The following is a 23,821-nucleotide window of genomic DNA, read 5'->3' on the forward strand; positions in this document are numbered from 1 at the left end:
GCGCGAGGTACCTTCTGGGGGAGGTGCAGTTTGGGGCATGACACAAGCACTGCTTGTTTGTGATGTCATCGTTTCTTTAGTCATGGAGACCAAGTGGCCCGTACCGGCACTCGTCGTAACACCCTCGATAACTCGGGGCTCATTCCTATCCTCGCCCGCAAGGTGCGCGAGGTGGAGGCAAAAGCTCAGACCGGCAAGAAGGTTGGTCCTACCAACCGCACCAAGTTCCAGGTCATCGCATTCCTCGTGCGTGAAGAGCGTGCACGCGTCAAAGGTGACGCGTCACTGACAGATGCTTCACGTGCTGAACAGCTCAAGCGTCTTGATGGTGTTGCCACCATCCTGGCCAAGACGGCAGCTCGTGACACTTCACTGATTCAGCTTCTTGAAGTTGACCACGCAACCAGTCCTGTGGCGCAGAAAATGCGCCGTGACTGGCTGGTTGAATCCGGTGCTGAGATCAACCCTGAAGACCTCATCATCACCACCGAGCAGTCAAAGCCTGTTCAGGAGTTCGCTCCCGAACTTGCTGAAAAGCAGGTTCTGCCTCTTTCAGTCAAGGCACGTCTGAAGTCCACTCCTTTCTTAGAGCCAGACTTCAGCAAGCCAGTAACCGGTTCTATCCCCGTGATGCGCCTGTCCAACTGGGAGCTTCTGGGTCCTTTGTTCAAGTCCTTTGAAACCGGTGCCGGTGGTGGCTCGGCGTGCATGAACATGCCTGCTGTTCCCAAGTTTGACCGCTACTCACCTCAGGGTCGCGAGCTCATGCCACACCAGATTCGCTTCATTGAGAGCGTGCGCGAAGGTCACCGCACCTTCCTGCTGGCAGATGAGCCTGGTCTGGGAAAGACTGCACAGTCTCTCATTGCAGCATCCGTTGCCAACGCGTTCCCTCTTCTGGCCATCGTTCCCAACGTGGTGAAGATGAACTGGGCTCGTGAAGTCGAGCGCTGGATTCCTGGCCGCAAGGCAACCGTTATCCACGGTGACGGTACCGATGTTGACGCCTTCGCCGACGTGTTCATCGTGAACTACGAAGTTCTGGACCGCCACCTGTCCTGGATTGGCCAGATGGGCTTCAAGGGCATGGTTGTTGATGAAGCACACTTCATCAAGAACCTCACCTCGCAGCGTTCCAAGCACGTACTGGCATTGGCAGACCGCATCGTCGCGCGCACGCCTGGTCACAACCCTCTTCGCATTGCCCTGACGGGTACACCGCTGATCAACGACATAGATGACTTCCGCGCTATCTGGAAGTTCCTGGGATGGATTGACGGCGAGAAGCCTTCGGCTGAACTCACCGCCAAGCTGGAGGCCATTGGCCTTACCCCTGCAGATCAAGGCTTTTATGCCTCCGCCCGCGACACCGTCGTGTCGATGGGTATCGTTCGTCGTCGCAAGATTGACGTGGCCAAGGATCTTCCCGCCAAGCGCGTGGTGGATCTCCCCGTTGAGCTCGACGACGAACTGGGTAACTCCATCAAGGCTGCCGAAGCAGAGTTGGCTAAGCGCCTGCTCGAGCGTTACAACCGATTCACCGTATCCGGAAACTTCCGTGGTTCCACCTCAGAACTTATCCGCATGGTTGCGCAGCAGGAGCTCGATGAGTCCAAGGGCCAGAAGACCGGAGAAAACGTCTTCACCATGGTGCGCAAGATTGGTCAAGCAAAGGCTGGACTCGCGTCCGACTACGCAGCACAGCTCGCTCGTTCCGTGGGCAAGGTTGTCTTCTTTGCCAAGCACATTGATGTCATGGACACTGCAGAGCGCGCCTTTGCTGCTCAGGGAATCAAGTCCGTCTCCATCCGTGGTGACCAGACCACCTCTGCCCGCCAGGATGCCATTGACGCCTTCAATAAGGACGAGTCAGTTCAGGTTGCGGTCTGTTCGCTCACCGCTGCTGGTGTTGGTTTGAACTTGCAGGCATCTTCGAACGTTGTTCTTGCGGAACTGTCCTGGACTTCTGCCGAGCAGACCCAGGCCATTGACCGCGTTCACCGTATTGGTCAGGAAATGCCGGTCACGGCATGGCGCATTATTGCCGCCCAGACCATTGACGCGAAGATCGCTGAGCTCATAGACAGCAAGCGTGGTCTTGCAGCCCGTGCACTAGAGGGTGAAGAGATTGAAGCAGGCTCGCAGGATTCCATCCAGCTCGATGCTCTGGTTCACATTCTTACTCGTGCAATCTCCACGCAGTACGCATAGCCTGTAACCATGAACGAGTGGCTCACCGCAGCAGGCGCAGGCCTGCTTGCCGGTGGTGCTCTATTTGTGGGCGCACTCATCGCATGGTTCGTTAACGTTCCTGCACGTGTCGTGGCCAGCATCATGGCTTTTGGCGCCGGTGTGCTGATTTCGGCACTGGCCTTTGACCTGGTTGGCGAAGCCATGGCGGAATCGGGATTAGTACCCACCGTGTCAGGCTTTGCCGTGGGCGCCATTGTCTATGTGGGCGTCAACATTTTGCTCGATGCCCGGGATGCCCGTAATCGCCGAGGATCTGCCGAAGGCCCAGGAACAGGAACCGGTATTGCCATTGGTGCACTCCTCGACGGTGTGCCTGAATCCATGGTGTTGGGTTTGTCCATGCTCGGAGGGCAAGGAGTGAGTATCCCGATTCTCACCGCTGTCATCATCTCCAACCTGCCTGAGGGCCTCTCCAGCACAGCAGAGCTCAAGGCAGCGGGACGCAAGCCCCGCTTTGTCTTCTTACTCTGGGGCGGCATTGCCCTCGCTGCGGCAATCTCGAGCCTCTTGGGCTTCACTATCTTGGCGGATGCTCCGGTGGAACTCACCGGGTTCATCACGTCACTCGCGGCGGGCGCCATGCTGGCCATGATTTGCGACACCATGATTCCCGATGCCTTCCGCAAAGCACACAACTACACGGGGTTGCTAGCAACCCTGGGTTTCTTGGTGAGCTTCGTTATTCACCAGCTGGCCTAGGAGTTAGTGCTCGTCCCAGAAAGTGGCGAGCAGCTGAGCTGAGGCATGAGTGCGATCTGCGTGTGCTGAGTGACCTGCGTTAGCGATAACCCAGTAGTCGGCACCGAGCTGCTCTGCCATGACGCGCTGCATCTCGATAGGCCAGGCATCATCATTGGCACCATGAGAGACAAGAACAGGTATGCCTGTGCGGGAAAGCTCGAGGGTGCGGTCAACTTGATCAATCAAAATGTTGATACCAGCTTCTAGCTGGGCAGGGTTCGTGCTCATCAGGCGGTCGTAGTAGTACTGCTCAATGACGTTGAGCTCACCCTTGAGATCTGCTTCGGGATCGTTTCCGGTTGCCAACTGGTTTCCGACAAAGTAGGCACGGGGCCCGTGCTCTATAAGACCAGCGCGTTGCTCCAGGAGGTCTCCACCCATGTTGCGGGGACCGCTATTCCACATGGTCAAGCTGGCAAAGGGGGAGTGGTCCTGAAGAATTGCCTCAATGGACACAACACCACCGAAGCTGTGGCCTAAGAGATGAACGTCAGTGCCTAGGCCGAGTTTCTGGATGACTTCGTGAATGTCCTGGCCTAAACGTGGAAGTTCGTAGCCAGCAGTGTCGTCAGGCCCTTCCGACAGGCACTGACCGCGTTGAGAGAAAGTGACGACCTTATAACCGCGCTCAGAGAGGGGCTGTAGTAAACCATTGAAGGTGTCTGCTGAGCTGGTGTAGCCAGGAACAAGCAAAGCCGTTCCCACATGTTCACCCACGGGTTCAATCGTGATGGTGGCGAGCTTGTAGCCATCAATCTCAACGTGGCCTCGCACAGCTCGTTCAGGGATTTGTAAATCGAGAGAAATTCCCTTGGCTTCAAGTTCTGTGCCGTTTGGTGGTAGCTGTGCGCTCATACCTTCATGTTACGACGGGAGTCCATGCACCGCTGTGGTTCAATGCACAGAGTAGAAGAGATCGAAGGTTCAACGAGTTATCGAGGGTTCTCGACTGTGTAGTAGACATTTATGTGTATTTCTCTAACGTGGATACAGTTGCCCAATCTGCTCGCTTTCAGTGAGCATAAGGAAAGACGACATTTTTCTCATTTCATCCAGAAAAGGTTCATGTGGATCCTCTATTCGTCGTCGTGCTCGTTGTAGCACTCGCGCTTTTCTTTGACTTCACCAACGGTTTCCATGACACCGCAAACGCCATGGCAACCCCTATTGCAACTGGTGCGCTCAAGCCTCGTACCGCTGTTCTCATCGCAGCGGTGTTGAACCTTGTAGGTGCATTCCTTTCCACCGCGGTTGCTAAAACCATCTCTGTTGACCTCATCAATGAAGACGTCACCATCAAGGTGGAAATGATTTTCGCCGGTTTGTGTGGAGCCATCTTGTGGAACCTCACCACGTGGATCTTGGGATTGCCCTCCTCTTCGTCACACGCACTCTTTGGTGGACTGATTGGTGCGGCCATCGCTAGCGCTGGTTTCGATGCCGTTAACTTCATCAAGGTTGTGGAGAAGGTCATCCTTCCTTCCCTCTTCGCCCCTGTTATTGCTGGTGTGGCTGCCTACCTGGCTACCAAGCTCGCCTACATCATCACTGCTCGTTCGCAGGCAGAGCGTGCTCGTACTGGAATCGGTACAGGACGTTCACGCTTCCGCACCGGACAGATCTTCTCGTCCTCGCTGGTTGCGCTCTCACACGGTACTAACGATGCGCAGAAGACCATGGGTGTGATCACGTTGGTTCTTATCACCGCTGGTGTGCTCGGGAAAGACAGCGGCGTTCCGCTGTGGGTCATGATTGCAGCTGCTCTCGCAATTGCACTCGGCACCTACATGGGTGGATGGCGCATCATCAAGACCATGGGAACTGGGCTTTCTGAAATTAAGCCAGCCCAAGGTCTTGCCGCCGAAACCGCAACCGGTGTCACCATCTTGGCCTCGACCAACCTTGGTTTTGCTCTCTCGACAACTCAAGTTGCTTCAGGATCTGTTATTGGTGCAGGTCTGGGCCGTAAGGGTGGAACTGTCCGCTGGAACAAGGCAAGCCACGTCGTTGGCGCATGGTTCCTCACCCTCCCTGCTGCTGCCATCGTTGGAGCGTTCGCGGCATGGATTGCAGGAACAGGTCCTTTCGGAATCTTGGTTGACGCAGTTCTCGTAACTGGTGTCATCATCGCGTTGTTCCAGATCAGCAAACGCAATGCCGTTACCCACACCAACGTCCTCTCTGAGGTCGAGGGTGCGAGCGAAATCGTGGAAACTCCTGCACAGCGTCGCCGTGCAGAGAAGGCCGCCAAGCTCGCTGCAAAGAAGGCTGCCGAAAAGGCCGCCAAGCAAGCTAAGAAGAACAAGAAGGGCAAGAACTAATGACTATCGCTTGGGATGCATTCTTATCCGTTGTTCTCACCTCGATTGGTGGCGCAGCCGTCATCGTGTCGCTGTATTCACTCGGCGTTCGTTTCGTCACTGATGCTGAGCTGCTTGCCCCCAAGGCGGCACAGGGTGATGGTTCTGCTGTGCGCAAGGAATCTTTCTTCCGCAGTGTTGCCTACATCTGCTTCACGCTCTGCGCTATTGCGGTTCTGTATGAGGTCTACTTGATCATTCCGTTCTTCCACAAGTAGGACGAACCCCCGACAGAACCCCTCACGAAAGTGAGGGGTTCTGTCGCTTAACCCCATATGTGGTGGTGTGATAGCAGAAAATTCACTTCAAGTAGTGGTTAAGACTTTCCGGCGAAAAACTCTAGGCAAACTCTCAGGCGCGGTAGTCTCAACAACGTAGTTCCCTTACCCCTACTCAAAAAGGAGATCGGTTTGTCGTCGTCGACCACCGAGAAGTCCAAGTCTGGCTTCGCAGCAACACTCGATCGCTACTTCGAAATTACTAAGCGTGGTTCCACCATTGGTACGGAGTTCCGTGGCGGTCTCGTCATCTTCATGACGATGGTTTACATCATCATCTTGAACCCCATCATCTTGGCTTTCAGCCCCGACGTAAACGGCAACGTTATCGGCGGCGGTGCAGCTGACGCTTTCGAATTTGCACCACAGGCAATTGCTTCGGCAACTGCACTTGCTGCAGGTCTGATGACCATCGCATTCGGTTTCGTCGCACGTTTGCCATTTGCGATCGCAGCTGGTCTGGGTATCAACTCATTCCTCGCCGTAACCCTGGTCAAGGACGTCACCTGGCAGGAGGCCATGGGCCTCGTCGTCATCGACGGAATCATCATCCTCATCCTCGCGGTCACTGGTCTTCGCACCATGATCTTCACCGCAGTTCCTGCTGCGCTGAAGACCGCGATCACCGTGGGTATTGGTCTCTTCATTGCATTCATCGGTCTTGTTGACGGTGGACTTGTTCGTCGCACCGACGCAGGTCCCGTTCCAGTGGGTCTCGGTCTGGGTGCTGATCACTCAATGGGTCTACCTGCTCTGATTTTCATTATTGGCGTTCTAACCATTGCTGTTCTTATGGCGTTACGAGTTCGTGCGGCGATACTTATTGGTCTTGTATCGACAACAATTATCGCGATTATTGGCGAAGCCATTTTCCAGATTGGCGATAAGAAGTTTGTAGACGGAGTTCCTCAGAATCCACTCGGTTGGGACACCACCGTTCCTGGTCTTCCCTCCAACATCTTCGCAGTTCCTGATTTCTCCACCATTGGTCAGGTGAGCCTCTTTGGTTCCTTCGAGCGCATCGGTGCTCTTGCAGCAATCATGCTCGTGTTCACCCTCGTGTTCTCGAACTTCTTCGACGCAATGGGCACCATGACCGGTTTGTCCAAGCAGGCTGGCCTTGCTGACAAGGACGGAAACTTCCCACGTCTGAAGTCCGCACTGGTTGTTGAAGGTGCTGGTGCTGTTGTTGGTGGTTTCACCTCGACCTCTTCCAACACCGTCTACATCGAGTCTGCTTCCGGTATCGCCGGTGGTGCTCGTACCGGTCTGGCCAACATCGTTACCGGTGTTCTGTTCCTGGTTGCAATGTTCTTCGCACCTTTGACTTCTGTAGTCCCCATCGAGGTTGGTGCTTCGGCACTGGTCATCGTGGGTGCACTCATGATGTCTCAGGTTGTTGACATCGACTGGAAGGACTGGAGCATCTCGTTCCCAGCCTTCCTGACCATCATCATGATGCCTTTCACCTACTCGATCGCAAACGGTATCGGTATCGGCTTCATCACCTGGGTAGTCATCCGCGCATTCGCAGGTAAGGGTAAAGAAATCCACCCTGTCCTCTGGATTGTTGCAGCTGGCTTCGTGCTCTACTTCGTATCAGCACCACTTACTGCTGCTCTCGGCGGCTAGTAAAGAACCACTCGCACAAGCGGGAGAGCCTTCGGGCTCTCCCGCTTGTCGTTTAAGTGGATGTGGATAACTCAGGAACCACTCCACGCATTTTGAGTAGGTTTCCTCACATGCGTGTGAAACCTCTCATTGCCATCCCGCTGATAGCTATTGCTCTGGCGGGCTGTTCGGCTCAACCACCTGCTCTCAAAGAAACAACAGCTGCACCTGAGCAGAAACCACTCTTTGCCACGGATGCAGAGGCCTTAGCTGCAGCAGAAGCTGCCTATGCAAACTATCTCGAGGTCTCAGACCAGATAGCGAGAGACGGTGGAGCTAATCCGGAGAGATTGAAGGGGTTGGTTTCTGATGCCCTTTACAAAGATGAGGTTATTGGCTTTCAACAGATTGCACAGGATCAGTCTGTTGCGGTTGGCGCTTCAAATTTCGACACCGTTCATCTTCAGGGGTATGACGCTAAATCTGTTTCAACATATTTATGCATTGACCATAGTCAAATTCATCTTCAAAATCGCTCTGGTGAAGATGTAACAAGTCCCAACAGAGTAGATAGGTATCCACTGGTAGTGACCTTTTCCTCAGAGGGAAATGGGAACTTGAAAATCGAGTCGAGTGAGACGTGGTCTGGCCAAAACTTCTGTTAATTTTCCCTGTCGTAGTTGCCATAAGTCTTGGATCAGCTATCTCAGCCGTTGCTGCCACAAATTCTTGCGCGTCTTCATCGTCACTGTCTGGAAGTTGCACTGGCGCCCAAACTTCCAATAACTCCGTAGATGTCTGGGCTCGATCAACTACTCCAGGGGGCTCGTCTTCAGTAGTCGTGCCTGCAGGTCGAAGTGGTGGTGGAAATCGCTCAACTAAACCGACTCCTTATTACGCAACAGGGACGATTGCATTCAATTGTTTGGCTCGGCAATCAACGATTGCTAGTTGCCGCAGAACGCCCGCTCCGCCAGCCCCAGCACCAGTGAACTACGCCCCGGTTACTTTGACGGATCTGGCCAATTTTGTTCCTCAGTCGGCATCTCTCACCTCACAGCCTCGAGGATGGACCGTGGTGAATTTGAACACGAACTTTATTGCCGGAGCATCAACTCATGTGGTGGGTGGTTCTTTGTTTGGCCAATCTGCAGAGGTTCGCTTTACCCCGCATGCATATGACTGGAACTACGGTGATGGAGGTACTCAATCAACTGCTGTTTCTGGAGCACGGTGGGATGCTCTTGGATTACGCGAGTTCTCTGCCACTCCAACAAGTCACATCTATGCCAGTGAAGGAAGTTTCACCACTTCTGTTTCTGTTCGCTATGGCGTTGAATACCGCGTGGGCGGGGGAGCGTGGATCCCAGTTTCCGGAGAAGTCTCGAGTTCTGCGACTACGACGGTGGTGATTGTGGAAGGTGCTGACACAGTGTTGGCTGCTCGAGACTGCACTAACTCTCGAAGTAGTCAAAGCTGCAAATAAGTCTTCGGCTAGCGTGGGAGGGTGACTAATCAGACCACCTCTCCTCGCGTTGTTGAGGTGATGAACACATTGAATGCGCTGGGCAATCCAGTGATTGCTGCGCATTCTCAGCGTTACTTCAAAACAGGTCCTGGAGAGTACGGCGAGGGCGATGTCTTTATCGGTATACGTGTTCCTGTCACGAGAACCGTTGTTCGCCAATTCAAAGACTTGAGTACTCCCGAGATTGTGGAGTTGGCTCAATCACCAGTTCATGAACACCGACAGTGTGCGGTGTTGATTCTGACGAGTCAGTTCACACGCGCCAAGACAGTTCAGCAGCGGGCAGAGCTGTTCGAGATCTTGTTGATGCTGGTCTCGAGTGGTCACGTCAATAACTGGGACCTCGTAGATTCTTCTGCTCCCTATATCGGGGCTTATCTCCTGGAGATGCCTGACTACAGTGATCTCCTTCTTACTCTTGCTCAGTCGGAAGATCTCTGGGAACGCCGGACAGCTGTGATGCTCACAGCGGCGTTGATTCGTGCAGGGATTTATCAACCCACACTTGAGCTGTGTGAGCTGCTCATGACAGACGCGCATGACCTCATTCACAAGGCCACTGGCTGGATGCTGCGCGTGGTAGGGGATCAGGACATCGCTGTACTACGAGGGTTCTTAGATACGTATTCGGCAACAATGCCCCGCACCATGTTGCGATACGCGATTGAACATTTAGACAAGCCTGAACGGGACCACTATCTCAAGCAGAAGTCGCTGTTAGCCTAAACAGGCACTCATTTAGCCCTATGAGAAAACACTCAGATAACGTTCAGCCTTCTCATAGCGTTCACATAGATTCATTTGGAAAGCTAAAGGTGCTTGAAAGGAGCTTCTCGAATGGTTGAGAACAACGACAAAGGAATTCCCGAGTACTACTTCCCACCCGTGGGTGAGTCCACACCACCACCTGCAACACCTCCCGTTGCAGAGCAGGTAGTTCCCGAAACCTTCGTTGGTCCCGCTGCTGTTCAAGAGCGCAAGCAGAACAAGGTTGCCCCACTGGTTGCCGTGGCTGTTGCTGCCGCACTGGTTGGCGGTATCGCTGGTGCTGGTGTTGTCACCGTTATGGGGGGACAGAACGCAAACAACTCTGCTTCCAGCAATGTTCAGGGCATCACCATCAACAACACCGAAGAAGTCTCAACCGTAACTGCGGTTGCGGCGAAAGCTTCGCCCAGCGTCGTCACCATTTCAGTGACAGGTGCTGCCGGAGGTGGCTCAGGTTCAGGTGTGATTTTGAACAAAGAGGGCTATGTCCTTACCAATAACCACGTCGTAACTCTGGATGGTGCAGATAGCAACGCCAAGATCACTGTCCAGGACAATGACGGGAACATTTACCCCGCATCCATCGTGGGAACAGACCCAACAGTAGATATGGCTGTGCTCAAGATTGAGGGAGAGGGAGTCTTCACGCCCATCGAATGGGCTGACTCCAGCAAACTCAACGTGGGAGACCTCACCATCGCGATGGGTGCACCGCTCGGACTTGCCGGAACGGTCACCACCGGTATCGTTTCAGCACTCAATCGATCCATTCAGGTTGCAAGCTCTGCTGTGCCAGACTCATCGGGCTCTGACTCAGACTCTGGCAGTGGAGATAGCTCCAACCCATTCAACTTCGACTTTGGTCAAGGTCAAACACAGGCTCAATCTCAGAGCGCCTCGATTTCTATCCCTGTCATCCAGACAGACGCCGCTATCAACCCTGGTAACTCTGGTGGAGCGCTCCTGGACTCGAAGGGTCGCTTGATCGGTATCAACGTGGCGATTGCCAGTGCTGGATCCTCCGACGGACAGTCCGGAAGCATTGGTGTGGGCTTTGCCCTCCCTTCCAACCTGGCCAAGCGTGTCTCGGCTGAGCTGATCGAAAACCAGAAGGCCTCACATGGTCTCTTGGGTGCCCAGGTATCTGATGCGGCATCAAAGGATGGCAGCACTGCAGTTGGTGCCTACATCGAGAAGGCTGTTGAGGGTGGCGCTGCCGCTCAAGCTGGTATCAAGGATGGCGACATCGTGGTTCGGTTCAATGGTGTTCGCATCACAGATGCCAATGACCTCACCGCTCAGGTTCGCACCGCAGCTGGTGGTTCTGAAGCAACTGTTGTGGTCAACCGCGACGGTAAGCAGCAGACAATCAAGGTTCAGCTCGGCACTCTCAAGTAACGGGGGAAAGGGCCTGTTCTTGGTAACCTAGAACTCGGCCTTCTACTCAAGGACCCCATGTCTGCTCTCGGCTCTGCGCCAATTCCAGCAACGCCACTACCCGGCGTCTCTTATGTGATGCCTGTTCTCAACGAGGTCACTCACATTCGTGCTGCGGTGGCGAGCTTGCTGGAGCAGGACTATGCCGGCCCCATGGAAGTCACTCTGGCACTGGGGCCGAGTACGGACGGTACAAACGAGTTAGTTGCACAGATGTGTGCCGAAGATCCTCGAATTCACTCCGTCGACAACCCTGCTGCAGCAACGCCCGTGGGAATGAACCTGGCCATCAAAGCTTCGAGCTTTCCCATTGTCATCCGTGTGGATGCCCACTCTGTGCTGCCTAAGGACTACGCCAGTATTGCTGTGGAGACGCTGTTGCGGACCCAAGCAGACAACGTGGGTGGCATCATGGATGCCCAAGGAACCACACCTTTTGAGCGCGCCGTTGCTCGGGCATATGACACCAAGGTGGGCTTGGGCGGAACCCCCTTCCACGTGGGTGGCAAGGAAGGCCCCGTCGACACCGTCTATCTCGGTGTCTTCAACCGAGAGAGCCTGCTGAAGGTGGGCATGTTCAACGAGGAGATTCGTCGCGGACAAGACTGGGAACTCAACCGTCGCATTCGCGACGCTGGCGGACTGGTCTGGTTCACTCCCAAGCTCAAGGTTGTTTATCGTCCACGCACCTCGGTGAAGGCGCTGGTCAAGCAGATGTATTCCACGGGCTTGTGGCGAGGAGAACTCTCTCGTCGCTTTGGTAGTGGTCTGCGTTACTTCGTGCCGCCCATGATGGTGGTGGCGACCGCACTCGGAATTCTTACCGGTGTGTTGGGATTCACTCTCGGGTGGGTTGTTCCTGCTGTGTATGTGGCATTCGTTCTGGTGTCGACCGTGGTTTATGGGCGCGGCATGGGCGCCAAAGGATTCGGGTGGTTTCCACTGGTTCTTCCCTGTATTCACTTCGCATGGGGTGTAGGTTTCATCATGAGTTACACCAGACTCACCTCAAACATTGCTGGCAAGAGCGGAAGGTAAGACGTGGAGAAACCCACCTCGCTCGCTCAATTGCGTGAAGTAACCCAGCCGTCTGAGGTGCGCACCCGCGCTAACGCAGAACACTGGGTAGCTCACCTTTACCTGCGTGATCTTTCTCCCTATGTCACCTGGGTATTGCTCAAAACCCCTATCTCGGCCAATGGTGTGACCGGGATCATGATTCTCACCGGCTGGGCAACTGCAGCTGCCTTGCTCATCCCCGGCATCTGGGGCCCTGTTCTTGCTCTGATTTTGGGGCAGCTGCAAATGCTCATCGACTGCTGCGATGGAGAAGTTGCCCGCTGGCGCAAAACGAAGAGCCCTGCCGGGCACTTCCTCGATGCCGTAGGTCACTACACAACCGAAGCGTTTATTCCTCTTGCTCTGGGTCTGCGTGCTGCCGGTTTTGCCGACAATTCACGACCTATTGACTGGATGTGGGTTGCCCTCGGTGCATTCCTGGCCATCGTGATCATTTTGAACAAGGTTCTCAACGATCTTGTTCGTGTAGCACGTGCCATGTCTGATCTGCCCAAGTTGGCAGATGCCAAGGGAGCGAACGCGCCACGCCCCGGCATGGTTGCCAAACTGCGTCGCTTGGCTCGCTTTGTTCCCTTCCACCGCATCTATCACTCGGTGGAGCTGACCATCATCGCTTGTATCGCGGCAGTCATTGGTCTGGCAGTCGGAGAACTTCAGATCAGCCAGGTTCTACTTGCTGTGTTGCTGCCGTTGTCCGTCCTAGCCATCATTGGTCACTTTGTTGCGATCATGACGAGCTCACGTGTCCGGGCTGCTTAGTTCCACTGAATTCGGCGTTCGACCTCGAGTGGGCGTCGTCGTGCTCACCATGGGACAGCGACCTGAAGAACTGACTCGTGCGATCAGGAGTGTGCTGGCGCAGCAGCTTGTCATTCTCGACATCGTTGTAGTGGGAAATGGCTGGCGTCCCGAGTTTTTACCTGCCGGTGTTCGCGGTCTTCACTTGGAAGAGAATCTTGGCATCCCTGCCGGCCGCAATGCTGGGGCTGCAAAAGTCTCGGGGGAGTACATCTTCTTCCTCGATGACGATGCAGAGCTTGCTGACCCACTGTTCCTCGCAGAGGGAATCAGGAAGCTCGAAGCTGATTCTTCACTTGGTCTGATACAGCCCCGCATTACCGATCCCAGCGGGAAAGAAACCCCACGTCGCTGGATTCCCCGCCTGCGCAAGGGCGAGGCATCGGACTCAAGTTATGTCTTCTCCGTGCTGGAAGCAGCCGTGTTGATGCCCACTAGAGTCTTTGAAGACATTGGGGGTTGGGGAGATCCCTACTTCTATGCCCATGAAGGTATTGAACTAGCTTGGCGCGTGTGGAACGCGGGGAAAAAAGTTTGGTATGCAGGAGACATGGTGGTTCACCATCCCGTCACGAATCCAACGCGGCATGCCACGTATTACCGTCTCAATGCACGCAATCGCGTGTGGTTGGCCAAGCGGAACCTGCCACTGATCTTGATTCCGTTTTATGTGCTCTCGTGGACAGGGGTTCAACTGGTGCGCTCCGTCCGCAGTGGAGGTGCAGGACTTGGCTCCTGGTTCTCTGGCTGGATTGAAGGCTGGAAAGTGAACCCAGGTGGGCGCGTGGCTATGAGATGGCTCACGGTCTATCGCATGACCAAGGCTGGTCGTTTCCCAATTCTCTAGTCGTTTTCGACTCATTCTTCGCAAGTTAGGCTAATTTCATGGGTTTGATTCAAGATGCACGTTCGGCAACCAGCCTTCTCTCGAAGGCCTTGCAGAGTCGTCTGCGCCGCAAAGAACTTGCCCGCAAATTAGCTGAGCACCCTCTTCCAGGGCACAACTTCAAAGTTGGCGTCTACTTCGCTGATGGTGAGGTCAACCTCTACCAGGTTCGCCAGTGGTACAAACCACTCGAAGAGCTCTCAAAGACCTGGCCTGTTGTCATCTTGAGTCGCAACACGTTGGGTGCTCTCAAACTACTTGATGAGTCTCCGGTTCCCGTGGCATTTGTGCGCACGGTGGTGGATTTGGAAGAGTTCATCGCTGATCAAGATCTTCACGTCATTCTGTATGTCAACCAGAACGCTCGAAACTTCCAAATGTTTAGATACGGCCAGCGTTGGCACGTGTTTATCAACCACGGTGAATCCGACAAGATGTACATGACCACCAACCAGTTCAAGGCGTATGACTACAGCCTGATTGCCGGAGATGCGGCTCGTGAACGCCTAGGCCGAGTGCTCTGGGATTACGACTTTGAGAAGCGCGCAATTCCTATCGGTCGCCCCCAGGCAGACCACTACACCGGAACTGTTCCCTTTGAACCAGATGATCGCGAAGTGGTCCTCTATGCCCCCACCTGGGAGGGGGACCGCCCGGCGGCGGCCTATGGCTCGGTGGAGACCCACGGACTCGCACTCGTTGAAGCACTCATTGCAACCGGGCGTCACCGCGTGATTTATCGCCCGCACCCTCGAAGTGGCGCAGTTGACTTCGATTATGGTCAGGCTAATGACCAAATCAAAGCGTTGTTACGCCGAGCAAATGCGCACGATCCATCCGCCAAGCACATCGTGGATGAAGGGGCGGAATTGGGCTGGCAGCTCTCCGTGGCAGATATGGCGATCGTGGATATCTCGGCCATGGTTTATGACCGTCTCGCGGCAGGTAAGCCCCTAATCATTACTCGCCCCGTCAATCCTGAGGCAGAGATCGACGAAGGCGGCTATCTCAGCGATTGTGAATGGCTCTATGCCGACAAGGCAGGGGAAATCGTAGCTCAGATTGACGCCATTGAACACGATCCTGAAGCACAGGCACGACTAGCTAGATGGTGCAAGCACTACTTCGGAGATATCACTCCAGGTGTCCCCACACAGCGTTTCCACGCTGCCATCCAACACTTGATGGATGAGTGGGACAAGAACGCTGCTCTTCACGCTGCAGACTAATTCTCAATCACACTACTTCGGCTTGTTTACGCCGGGAGTGTCCGTGGTTCCCAGTAGCTTAGGGATGTGGCTAAATCGGGGTTTGTTCAGCGTGAAATCCCACCCGTGCGCCCATTTGTCCCCGATGCCTCACAAGCACGGGTCCTCGCTCTTCAAGCAGATCAATTCGCTGTCGTTCTTGGGGCTCCGGGTACCGGTAAGACAGCTCTGCTCACCGAATTTGTTGCTGCGCGCGTAGCTGGAGGGAGCAACCCCGACAACATCGTGGTGCTCAGCCCCAACCGTGTTGCTGCTAGCCGTCTGAGGAACTCATTAGGCCTGAGGTTAGGCATTGCAACCAATGGTGCTCTCGCACGTACTCCAGGATCACTTGCCTTTGCTCTTGCCCAAGAGCACGCCCTGGCCACAGGACAAACAGCGCCTCGAATGCTCACCGGTAGTGAGCAAGACAGCATCATCTCAGAACTGTTACTTGGTCACATCGAAGATGGCACTGGTCCTGCGTGGCCGGACCCACTTGTTGCTGAGGTTCGACAGCGCCGTGCATTCCGTAGTGAATTACGTGATCTATTTGCCCGCAGCACGGAGATGGGCTGGACTCCTGCCGACCTGCGTTCTCAGGGGGAGACGCGCGAACATCCTGAATGGGTTGCCGCCTCTGAATTCTGGGGCGAATACCGTGAAGTTATTGCGGGATTTAGAACAGAATCTTTTGATTCTTCTGAAATCTTGGCCATCGGCGCCAATGCGCTCGCCGATTCAGCAGTGATGCCGAATGTGGAGCTCGTTCTCGTCGACGATGCGCAGGAGCTCACCTACGGTGCCGTTCGCATGCTGCAGGCTTTTGCCCGCCGTGGTGTTCCCGTGATCGTCTTCGGTGATCCTGATATCACCTCAACCACGTTCCGTGGAGCAGTGCCCAACTTCTTGGGACGATTCGCCGTTGAACTCGGTATCTCAACAGATCTTGTGAAGTCTTTTGTTCTGGACAGTGTCTACCGTCACGGTCCTCAGATTCGTTCTGCCGTGAGCAAGATGACCGAGATGGGCTCTGCAGAGGCCGGGGCACAGCGTAAAGCACTCTCTGTCGTTGAAGATGCTGTTTCCTCTCCGGTGCAGGTGCTAGAACGAAGCTCTCGAGTAGCTGAAACCACTGCCATTGCTCGCCAATTGCGTGAACACCACATCTTGGGTTCTACTGCGTGGTCCCAGATGGCAGTTGTCGTGCGCACCAGCTCACTCGTACCCCAGGTCGCCAGGGCGTTAGCAGTTGCTGAAGTTCCCACCAGGACCTTGTTGTCTGAGCGTTCGTTAAAGGAACACCCTGCGGCACTTGATTTGATTGCAGCAATTGCAGTGGCGATGGGGCGCATGGAACTCACCCCCAATGTCGCCACTGATTTACTCACTTCACCCATGGTGGGCCTCACGGTGCTGGATCTGAGAAGACTTCGTTTGGCCCTGCGTCACGACGAGCTGGCTGCTGGAGGAGTGCGCACCGGTGAAGAACTCCTCATCGCAGCTCTTGAACAACCTGCAGATCTGGTAACTCTCGACTTCGCCCCCGCTCGCCGTGCTGCACGCTTTGCAGAGACTCTTCAGATATTGCGTTCTGACATTGCCGCGGGAAATTCCATTGAAGAGCTGCTGTGGACCACGTGGGAACGCAGTGGTCTGGCCAACACGTGGGGTAGTGAAGCACTCAGTGCCGGACTCATCGCCGACGATGCTAATCGCAATCTTGATGGCGTGATGGCGTTATTTACCTCTGCAAAACGCTACGTCGAACGATATCCCGACCGCCCCGCTGCTGAATATATTGCTGAACTTCTTGAAGCTGATGTTCCTGAAGACACCTTGGCGCCGCAGGCTCAGGCTGATGCTGTTTTGGTGTGTACGCCGTCTGCACTGATCGGTACCGAGTTTGATGTGGTGGCTATTGCCGCTGTTCAAGAGAACCTATGGCCTAACCTTCGCCCACGAGGTTCTTTGCTCCATGCCCAAGATCTCCTAGGGGACTCTGTGGGAGTAGAGATTGACTTTGCAGCGTCCCGCAAAGAAGTGCTCGATGATGAACTACGCATGTTTGCGCTGGCTCTCTCCAGGGCGAAACAATCTGTCATTCTGACCGCAACGGCAAACGATGACACCCTTCCCTCGCCATTCCTGCGCAGAGTTGAATCAGTTCTGGGTGTGGATCCTGAGGAAGCTCAAAACTCTGAGCGCAATGGATTGAGCGAATACCCTTTGACACTTCGTGGACTGGTCGGTTCCCTGCGTCGGGCGCTGACGCTCTCTTTACGCCGGGGTGGGTCTTCTGAACGAAGTGCACAGTTGGCTGGAGCCCTGGCAAAGCTTTCAGCGGCAGAAATTCCAGGCGCAGCACCCACAGATTGGTATGGTTTGCGAGAGCCTTCCACCAGTGCGCCACTTGTTGATTTGAGCGTGGAGGGAAACTCGGTATCTGTTTCCCCCTCCAAACTCGATACGTGGGAAAAGAACCAGCTGGCGTGGTTTATTGAATCCGTTGTAGGAAGAACCTCGAGTTCCGCCCAGGGTATTGGCACCATCGTGCACAAGGTGATGGAAGATGCCAGCGCTGAGGGCCAACCCATCGATGCTGATTCTCTCTGGGCGGCGGTGGATGAACGCTGGCATGAACTCTCCTTTGATGCCGAATGGCTCAGCACAGGCGAGAAGCGACGTGTCCGCAAGATGGTGGCAGCCGTGTCCGAATACTTGCAGAACTTTAACAATGACGGAAAGACTCTGCTCGCCACCGAAGGTGGGTTCACCCTGGAACTCGGTAACGCCACTCTGCGCGGGTATATCGACCGCATTGAACAAGATGCTGTGGGGCAGGTCGTCATTGTGGACCTGAAGACTGGCAAATACGAACCCCGAGTGAAAGACCTGCCCGAGCATGCCCAGCTCGCCTGTTATCAGCTCGCGTTGACGGAGGGTGCTCTCAAGGAGGTACCTGAAGGTGCACGTAATGGCGGAGCCAAGCTGATTTATGTCACCAACGGCACCAGGGGCAAGCTCTATAAGGCGATGGAACAAAAGCCCTATGACGACACCGAACTTCAGACCATTCGTGAGCGTATTGAGAACGCTGCCGAAGGCATGGCGGGGAATGAATTCACTGCCCCCATCGTGATTGAAGAAGAGCGTGGCAAGCCCCACACCAGATACGAATTCCGTATTCACACCTCACCGGCGGTGTCGGCATCATGAGTGAATTCCAGATCAGTGCTCTCGAGCTAGCCGAGCGTTTAGGGCAGCTTCCTCCCACCGAAGAACAGCAAGCCATCATCGAGGCGCCACTCGTGCCAGCCCTGGTTATTGCTGGTGCTGGTAGTGGCAAAACCGAAACCATGGCGAATCGTGTGGTGTGGCTCATCGCCAATGGCAAGGTCAACGTCAACGAGATCCTCGGCATGACCTTCACCCGCAAGGCAGCTGGTGAACTTGGCGAACGTATTCGCAAGCGTGTGGCCAAGCTGGTCGCTGAGAATATTGTTCCCCTCGACATGGACGAGCTTGATCAAGCGACCGTGACGACCTACAACTCCTTCGCCAACCGGATCTACTCGCAATATGCGGTGCTCATTGGCCGCGACCCTGATGCCACTGTCCTTGGAGAGGCAGCTGCATGGCAGTTAGCGCGCTCGATTGCCCGGGAAGGAACCGGGGAGGTCCTTTCCGACCTCGACAAGAGTTTGGATGTGCTCACCGAAGCCATCCTGCGGTTATCTCGCGCCATCGCTGACAACGTGGCTGATCCGGCAGAGATTGTGTCTTTTGCTCGATCTCTCGATGAGCACACCGTCAACATGCCCCTGGATGTCCCCGGAAGTCGCAAGAGTGCGGCTGTTGATGCCTGGGTCAAAGCACGCGAAGTGGGAACAACCCTTCCCGTTCTGGTCGACCTAGCGATTCAATTTTCAGAGGCTAAACGCCGCCAAGGCCTGATCGAATACAGTGACCAGGTCGCATTGGCGCTGGAAATCTGTCACCGCTTTGAAAGCGTTGTCGCAGATTTCCGCAGCCAATTCAAAGTTGTCCTGCTTGATGAATATCAAGACACCTCTGTTGTTCAGACCAAGCTGTTGAGCTTGCTGTTTGCGCAGACTCCCGTGATGGCGGTAGGCGACCCGCACCAGTCCATTTATGGTTGGCGTGGTGCCTCGGCCGACAACATCGAACAGTTTGGTGCTGCCTTTGGTGCAGGTGTTGAGAACACCAGAACCTATGCACTGTCGACAAGTTGGCGAAACCCTGTGGGAGTCCTTGCGGCTGCAAATGTGTTGGTCACGCCGCTGACCACCAAGACTCAAGTGCCGGTTGAACAGCTCCGAGCGAAACCTGATGCGCCACAGGGTGAGGTTGAGCTCAGTGTTACCGAGACTATTTATGACGAAGCAGATGCCGTTGCCCAGTGGTTAAAAGCACGCGTCAATGAAGAGACCACCTCTGCGATGCTCTGTCGCTCGCTCAAAGGCATCGAGCCGTTTAAGCGGGCACTCGATGAGCACGGGGTTCCGTATCACGTGGTCGGACTTGGGGGATTACTCGATGAGCCCGTCATCGTTGACCTGGTCTGCACGCTGCGTGTGCTCCACGATGCCACCGCAGATTCCGAGCTGGTTCGTCTGCTCACTGGTGCACGCTGGGCAATAGCACCTAAAGACATCGTGGGGTTGAGTGAGATCTCGAAGTGGATGAGTGAGCGCGATCACCGTCAACAACGCCTCTCTGACGAAGTTCGCACTGCATTGCGCAACTCTGTCGTTTCCGAAGATGGCGCCTCTCTAGTTGACGCCTTAGACTTCGTCGTCAGTGCGCCAGAGTCACACTCCGTACTCGAGAAACTTTCTGCGACCGGCCTCACTCGTCTCAAGCAAGCAGGGGAGCAGATTGCTCGGTTGCGTCGCCGCGTCGGTGTCGACCTGCGTGAGCTTGTCACTATTGCGCAGCAAGAATTACTGCTCGATATCGAAGCAGTAGCCAACGAATCTGCAGCAACTGCGTTGTCTAGTCTTGAGGCTTTCATGGAGCCGCTGAGCGCCTATGTTGACGGCGAAGACCGAGCAACCCTAGGCGGCTTCCTCAGCTGGCTCAAAGAAGCGGAGCGTCGTGAACGCCTCAGTCCGCAATCAGCCCCTGCTGAGCCGGGAACAGTCCAGATCATGACCATTCACGGTGCTAAGGGACTGGAATGGGACGTTGTAGCTATTCCGCGCATGGTCAAGGATGAACTCCCGGGCAATCGCACCCGTGCTGAAAATTGGCTGGGCTTTGGCCGGTTGCCCTTCCCCTTCCGAGGGGATGCCATGCACCTCCCTGTATTCAACTGGCGCTCTGCAACGACCCAGGTTGAACTGGGCGAGAGCTATGACGCTTTCGTCGAGGAGGTTCGAGTTCGCTATGACGATGAACAGCGCAGATTGGCCTATGTCGCGCTCACGCGAGCTAAGCACTCGTTACTACTTTCCGCATCTTTCTGGGCAACCCAGGTCACCCCACGACCACCTGGCATATTCCTGCAAGAACTTGCCGCCGCAGGTGTGTTCTCTCAGGAGCTTGCCCTGGCTCCAGAAAACGACATCAACCCTCTTGGTGATGATGAAGAAACAGTCACCTGGCCACTTGATCCGCTCGGGATGCGCAGGGACGTTGTGATGCGTGCTGCAGAGGCTGTTTATGTGGCGAACCCAGCCACCGAGACCCCGTGGGATTCGGAGATTCAACTTCTCCTGACCGAGCGTGACCGAAGGAATATCGCAGATGCGGACATTCCTCTGCCCGAGCGTATTCCTGCCTCCAAGTTCAAGGACTTTATCGACGATCCTCAGGCTGTTGCCAAGGCACTACGTAGACCGCTACCGGAGAGGCCGTTCCGTGCCACTGCGCTGGGAACTTTGTTCCACTCGTGGGTTGAAGAACGCTCAACTGTATCCAGCCATATTGATCTCGTCGATGCCCACCCTGGTGAGCTCGATGGTGCCGATGCGGACTCACTCGTTTCTGCTGATGAACAGACCCTCCGAAGCTTGAAAGAAACCTTTGAGCGAAGCCAGTGGGCCACGCGCAAACCAGTTGCCGTGGAATTAGAAGTGAACGTTCCGTTCGGAAACTCCATCATTATTTGCAAGATAGATGCCATTTATGAAGTTGAAGGTTCCCACGGTCAGCGCTTTGAAATCGTGGACTGGAAGACCGGGAAAGCACCTCAGAATGCTGCTGACTTGGAACTTAAGCAGTTCCAGCTCGCCCTCTACCGCCTTGCGTATGCCCGCTGGTCAGGAGTTCCTGCAGAGAACATTGACGCCGCCTTCTACTTCGTTGCCGAAGACAAGGTGATCAGGCCAGAGCGAATTTACTCAGAGAGTGAGTTGGAAGAACGCTGGTCGTCCGTAACAGGCTCCATGCCGCGGTAACGACCGCCTGCTGCATCACCAGGAGTTTCATCCAGGAGCTCAACAACTTCCGTCACAGTCAACACGGGTGCAGTGTCAGTGCCAATGGCGTTGGTGTTTTCCTGGTGAACACTGTCGACCAGGCGATCAAGCATGTCGATAGCGTCATCAACAATCTCAGGACTCTTCTGGTCCACACCGTGAAGAAGCCAACGAGCCAGTTCCAACTCGGAGTAGAGCGTTGCGCGCTGACGAAGCTTGGGGTCAACCAGTGAGTGGCGAGAGTCACCATAGGCAGCAAATGCTGCATCTTGAGAGTCAAGCGGTGCATTGATAATCCAGTGCATGTCTGCGGCGGGGTCACCGACACGTAGAGCGGCCCATCCCAACACTCCAGAGACAGAATCGGTTCCGGCAATAAATGAATCTGCACCGAGGGAACCGTGAATAACAGTCGGGTCAAACAGCCACAGCGAGTTGTCATCGACTGCTTCTTGCCATCTCACTGAAAGCGCAGCCGGAAGCAGGGCGGTTGCCTTGGCCTTGGTGACGAGTTCACGAGTTTGGCGCTGAATATCCTGTGCACTGAAGAAGGGCAGACCAGCGTCGGAAACGAAGTGAGTGGGGAGCGAGTGGATGGACGCGATCGAGGTTCCAATAGAGGTTGCCAGTCCTGACTCGACAGTGAAATCAGCAAGTGAGAGCTGGTGACCGTGCAGGAACTCAAAGACCAGTCCAAAGGTTTTACCAATGGGTGCGCGGCCGACCAGTGTGGGAACGTCGAAGCTGAGGCGTGAACGAATACCTGCGGTCATCGTTTCGAGTGCATACTTCTCAGCACCGAGCTGTGCTTCTGCCTCTGCAGAGTTTGGAACGCGAACAATGAGCTCGCGGCCAGTAGCGTCGGTGACGATGGCAGCAAAGAAGTCACCGTGCATTCCGGTGGAGAAAGCCTGGGCTTGAACGGGGTCAAAACCGGGCACTGCCGCTGTAGCCAACGCCGCTAGAGTGATATGAGATCTGGCCATGAAATACAGGCTAATTCGCGGATGCGCTTGTGGCTCTCAACGCCACGCATCCAATGCCCTACTGATACCCCAGAACGAGTGCAATGACTGACGAATTCACACAACGGCTCACGTTGTCGCGTCATGCCACCGATCGACGAGCAGATCTGCGCACGCGTCCAGGATTACTGGACGAACTCGCTGCAGATGCCCGCACTCGCGTCATTGTCTTGCACCAGGGCAAAGCTCTGATTGATAACCGCTCTCTTGTGACGCTCACCTGGGAACAACTCAACGCAGTATGCACTCCCGAATCACAAGAAATCGTTTTCCTGGGCATCAGCACCTCTGATGCCCCCAGCGAAGCAGTAGGAACTCCGTTCCTCGCCGTGACAGTGAATGCTGACGTTGCAGCTGTGCTGGGACCAGACGGTTCACACTGGGGTGACCTTCGAGTCCTCGGACACGAACTCTCCGACCGTGATGCGGGTTTGTTCACCCAAGCTCTTGCCTTAGCCAACTGGCACCGTTCCCACACGCACTCTCCCGTTTCCGGTGAGAAGACTGTTGCCGGGCAAGCCGGATGGGTTCGTCATCTGGAAGATGACGACACTGCGCAGATGTTCCCCCGAACAGACCCTGCTGTGATTGTGCTCGTCACTGACGATCAGGATCGATTGCTTCTGGGCAACAATGCGATGTGGGAAAGCAATCGCTTCTCGCTCTTGGCTGGATATGTGGAGCCAGGTGAATCACTCGAAGCCGCGGTCATTCGTGAAGTCTTCGAAGAATCAGGTGTTGTCGTGGTGAACCCGGTCTATCTCGGTTCACAGCCCTGGCCATTCCCGCAGTCCCTCATGCTCGGATTCAGGGCAACGGTTGCTGCTGGCTTTGATCCCGAGAACCATGTTGCTGATGGGGAAGAGATCCTCACCCTGCGGTGGTTCACGCGTGATGAACTCAAGGCCAGCCTGAATGACATTGTTCTGCCCGGGAAGGTCTCCATTGCACGCGCTCTGATCGAGGAGTGGCTGGGGGAGAGCCTGGACCAAGATGACGCGTGGAATGGGCGAATCGCGTGAGCGAGATCATCTCCGCCACACCGGAAGAACTGCTCGCGGGACTCGATGACGATCAGCGCACCGTTGCCGAGGAGCTGCGTGGCCCCGTTTGTGTTCTAGCCGGTGCTGGAACTGGAAAGACGCGTGCAATTACCCACCGCATTGCCTATGGCATTGCCACGGGAACGTATTCTCCAGACCGGGTTCTTGCACTGACCTTCACTAACCGTGCTGCCGGAGAAATGCGCACGCGTCTGCGTCACCTTGGTGCAGGCCCTGTGCAGGCACAGACTTTCCACGCTGCCGCTCTTCGTCAACTTGGCCACTTCTGGCCGATGTTTGTCGGCGGCGAGACGCCCAAG

19 protein-coding genes are annotated in these 23,821 nt (G+C 55.2%); 17 read left to right on the forward strand and 2 right to left on the reverse strand.

What is annotated here, in order from left to right:
- The first annotated feature begins 93 nt into the window (after positions 1-93).
- Positions 94-2,211 carry a DEAD/DEAH box helicase gene (locus RR877_RS06860; protein ID WP_332550991.1) on the forward strand — a complete coding sequence of 706 codons (2,118 nt, stop codon included), beginning with the start codon at positions 94-96 and terminating at the stop codon, positions 2,209-2,211.
- Between the two features lie 9 nt (positions 2,212-2,220).
- Entirely contained in the window at positions 2,221-2,952 is a 732-nt protein-coding gene (locus RR877_RS06865; RefSeq protein ID WP_332627833.1) for a ZIP family zinc transporter, read from the forward strand.
- A gap of 3 nt (positions 2,953-2,955) precedes the next feature.
- Here RR877_RS06865 and RR877_RS06870 read toward each other — a convergent pair whose 3' ends face one another.
- Entirely contained in the window at positions 2,956-3,849 is an 894-nt protein-coding gene (locus RR877_RS06870) for an alpha/beta hydrolase (protein ID WP_332550989.1), read from the reverse strand.
- A 212-nt stretch (positions 3,850-4,061) separates the two neighbouring features.
- Here RR877_RS06870 and RR877_RS06875 point away from each other — a divergent pair, with 212 nt between their 5' ends.
- The 13 genes from RR877_RS06875 to RR877_RS06935 all read left to right on the forward strand — a co-directional run bounded on the left by RR877_RS06875 (position 4,062) and on the right by RR877_RS06935 (position 21,412).
- Complete coding sequence (locus RR877_RS06875) at positions 4,062-5,315, forward strand: inorganic phosphate transporter (protein WP_280800546.1); 1,254 nt, start codon at positions 4,062-4,064, stop codon at positions 5,313-5,315.
- Entirely contained in the window at positions 5,315-5,572 is a 258-nt protein-coding gene (locus tag RR877_RS06880; RefSeq protein WP_110233020.1) for a hypothetical protein, read from the forward strand. The genes RR877_RS06875 and RR877_RS06880 overlap by 1 nt, the downstream gene beginning before the upstream one ends.
- A 192-nt stretch (positions 5,573-5,764) precedes the next feature.
- Complete coding sequence (locus tag RR877_RS06885; protein ID WP_332550988.1) at positions 5,765-7,264, forward strand: NCS2 family permease; 1,500 nt, start codon at positions 5,765-5,767, stop codon at positions 7,262-7,264.
- A gap of 116 nt (positions 7,265-7,380) precedes the next feature.
- Positions 7,381-7,908, forward strand: coding sequence for a hypothetical protein (locus tag RR877_RS06890; protein ID WP_332627834.1), 528 nt, complete (start codon positions 7,381-7,383; stop codon positions 7,906-7,908).
- A 410-nt stretch (positions 7,909-8,318) separates the two neighbouring features.
- Positions 8,319-8,729: a hypothetical protein gene (locus RR877_RS06895; protein WP_332618869.1), complete on the forward strand. Its 411-nt coding sequence runs from the start codon at positions 8,319-8,321 to the stop codon at positions 8,727-8,729.
- Between the two features lie 21 nt (positions 8,730-8,750).
- Complete coding sequence (locus RR877_RS06900) at positions 8,751-9,497, forward strand: DNA alkylation repair protein (protein WP_332618868.1); 747 nt, start codon at positions 8,751-8,753, stop codon at positions 9,495-9,497.
- A 111-nt stretch (positions 9,498-9,608) separates the two neighbouring features.
- Positions 9,609-10,937 carry a trypsin-like peptidase domain-containing protein gene (locus RR877_RS06905; protein WP_332550985.1) on the forward strand — a complete coding sequence of 443 codons (1,329 nt, stop codon included), beginning with the start codon at positions 9,609-9,611 and terminating at the stop codon, positions 10,935-10,937.
- A gap of 57 nt (positions 10,938-10,994) precedes the next feature.
- Positions 10,995-12,014: a glycosyltransferase family 2 protein gene (locus RR877_RS06910; RefSeq protein ID WP_332550984.1), complete on the forward strand. Its 1,020-nt coding sequence runs from the start codon at positions 10,995-10,997 to the stop codon at positions 12,012-12,014.
- 3 nt (positions 12,015-12,017) lie between these two features.
- Positions 12,018-12,815 (forward strand): CDP-alcohol phosphatidyltransferase family protein, encoded by a 798-nt coding sequence (locus tag RR877_RS06915; protein ID WP_332550983.1) that lies wholly within the window; start codon positions 12,018-12,020, stop codon positions 12,813-12,815.
- Positions 12,799-13,701: a glycosyltransferase gene (locus RR877_RS06920; protein WP_332550982.1), complete on the forward strand. Its 903-nt coding sequence runs from the start codon at positions 12,799-12,801 to the stop codon at positions 13,699-13,701. The genes RR877_RS06915 and RR877_RS06920 overlap by 17 nt, the downstream gene beginning before the upstream one ends.
- A gap of 38 nt (positions 13,702-13,739) precedes the next feature.
- Positions 13,740-14,969: a hypothetical protein gene (locus RR877_RS06925; RefSeq protein ID WP_332627835.1), complete on the forward strand. Its 1,230-nt coding sequence runs from the start codon at positions 13,740-13,742 to the stop codon at positions 14,967-14,969.
- Positions 14,970-15,035: 66 nt separating this feature from the next.
- Complete coding sequence (locus RR877_RS06930) at positions 15,036-18,206, forward strand: ATP-dependent DNA helicase (protein ID WP_332627837.1); 3,171 nt, start codon at positions 15,036-15,038, stop codon at positions 18,204-18,206.
- Positions 18,203-21,412, forward strand: a complete 3,210-nt coding sequence (locus RR877_RS06935; protein ID WP_332618863.1) for an ATP-dependent DNA helicase — start codon at positions 18,203-18,205, stop codon at positions 21,410-21,412. Before RR877_RS06930 ends, RR877_RS06935 begins: the two co-directional genes overlap by 4 nt.
- On the opposite strand, the gene RR877_RS06940 is transcribed toward RR877_RS06935, so the two are convergent.
- On the reverse strand, positions 21,352-22,419 hold the full coding sequence (locus RR877_RS06940; RefSeq protein WP_332550978.1) for a phosphotransferase: 1,068 nt from the start codon (positions 22,417-22,419) through the stop codon (positions 21,352-21,354). The two genes, RR877_RS06935 and RR877_RS06940, sit on opposite strands and share 61 nt — an antisense overlap.
- Positions 22,420-22,502: 83 nt before the next feature.
- Between RR877_RS06940 and nudC the strand changes: the two genes are divergently transcribed.
- Together nudC and RR877_RS06950 are read left to right on the forward strand one after the other, a co-directional pair.
- Positions 22,503-23,480 carry an NAD(+) diphosphatase gene (gene nudC, locus RR877_RS06945; RefSeq protein ID WP_110233030.1) on the forward strand — a complete coding sequence of 326 codons (978 nt, stop codon included), beginning with the start codon at positions 22,503-22,505 and terminating at the stop codon, positions 23,478-23,480.
- Positions 23,477-23,821: UvrD-helicase domain-containing protein (locus RR877_RS06950; RefSeq protein WP_332627838.1), on the forward strand; the 345-nt coding region annotated here is incomplete at its 3' end. The genes nudC and RR877_RS06950, both read left to right, overlap by 4 nt.

This window comes from Aurantimicrobium sp., assembly GCF_036667855.1.
In the GTDB taxonomy this organism is placed as follows: Bacteria; Actinomycetota; Actinomycetes; order Actinomycetales; family Microbacteriaceae; genus Aurantimicrobium.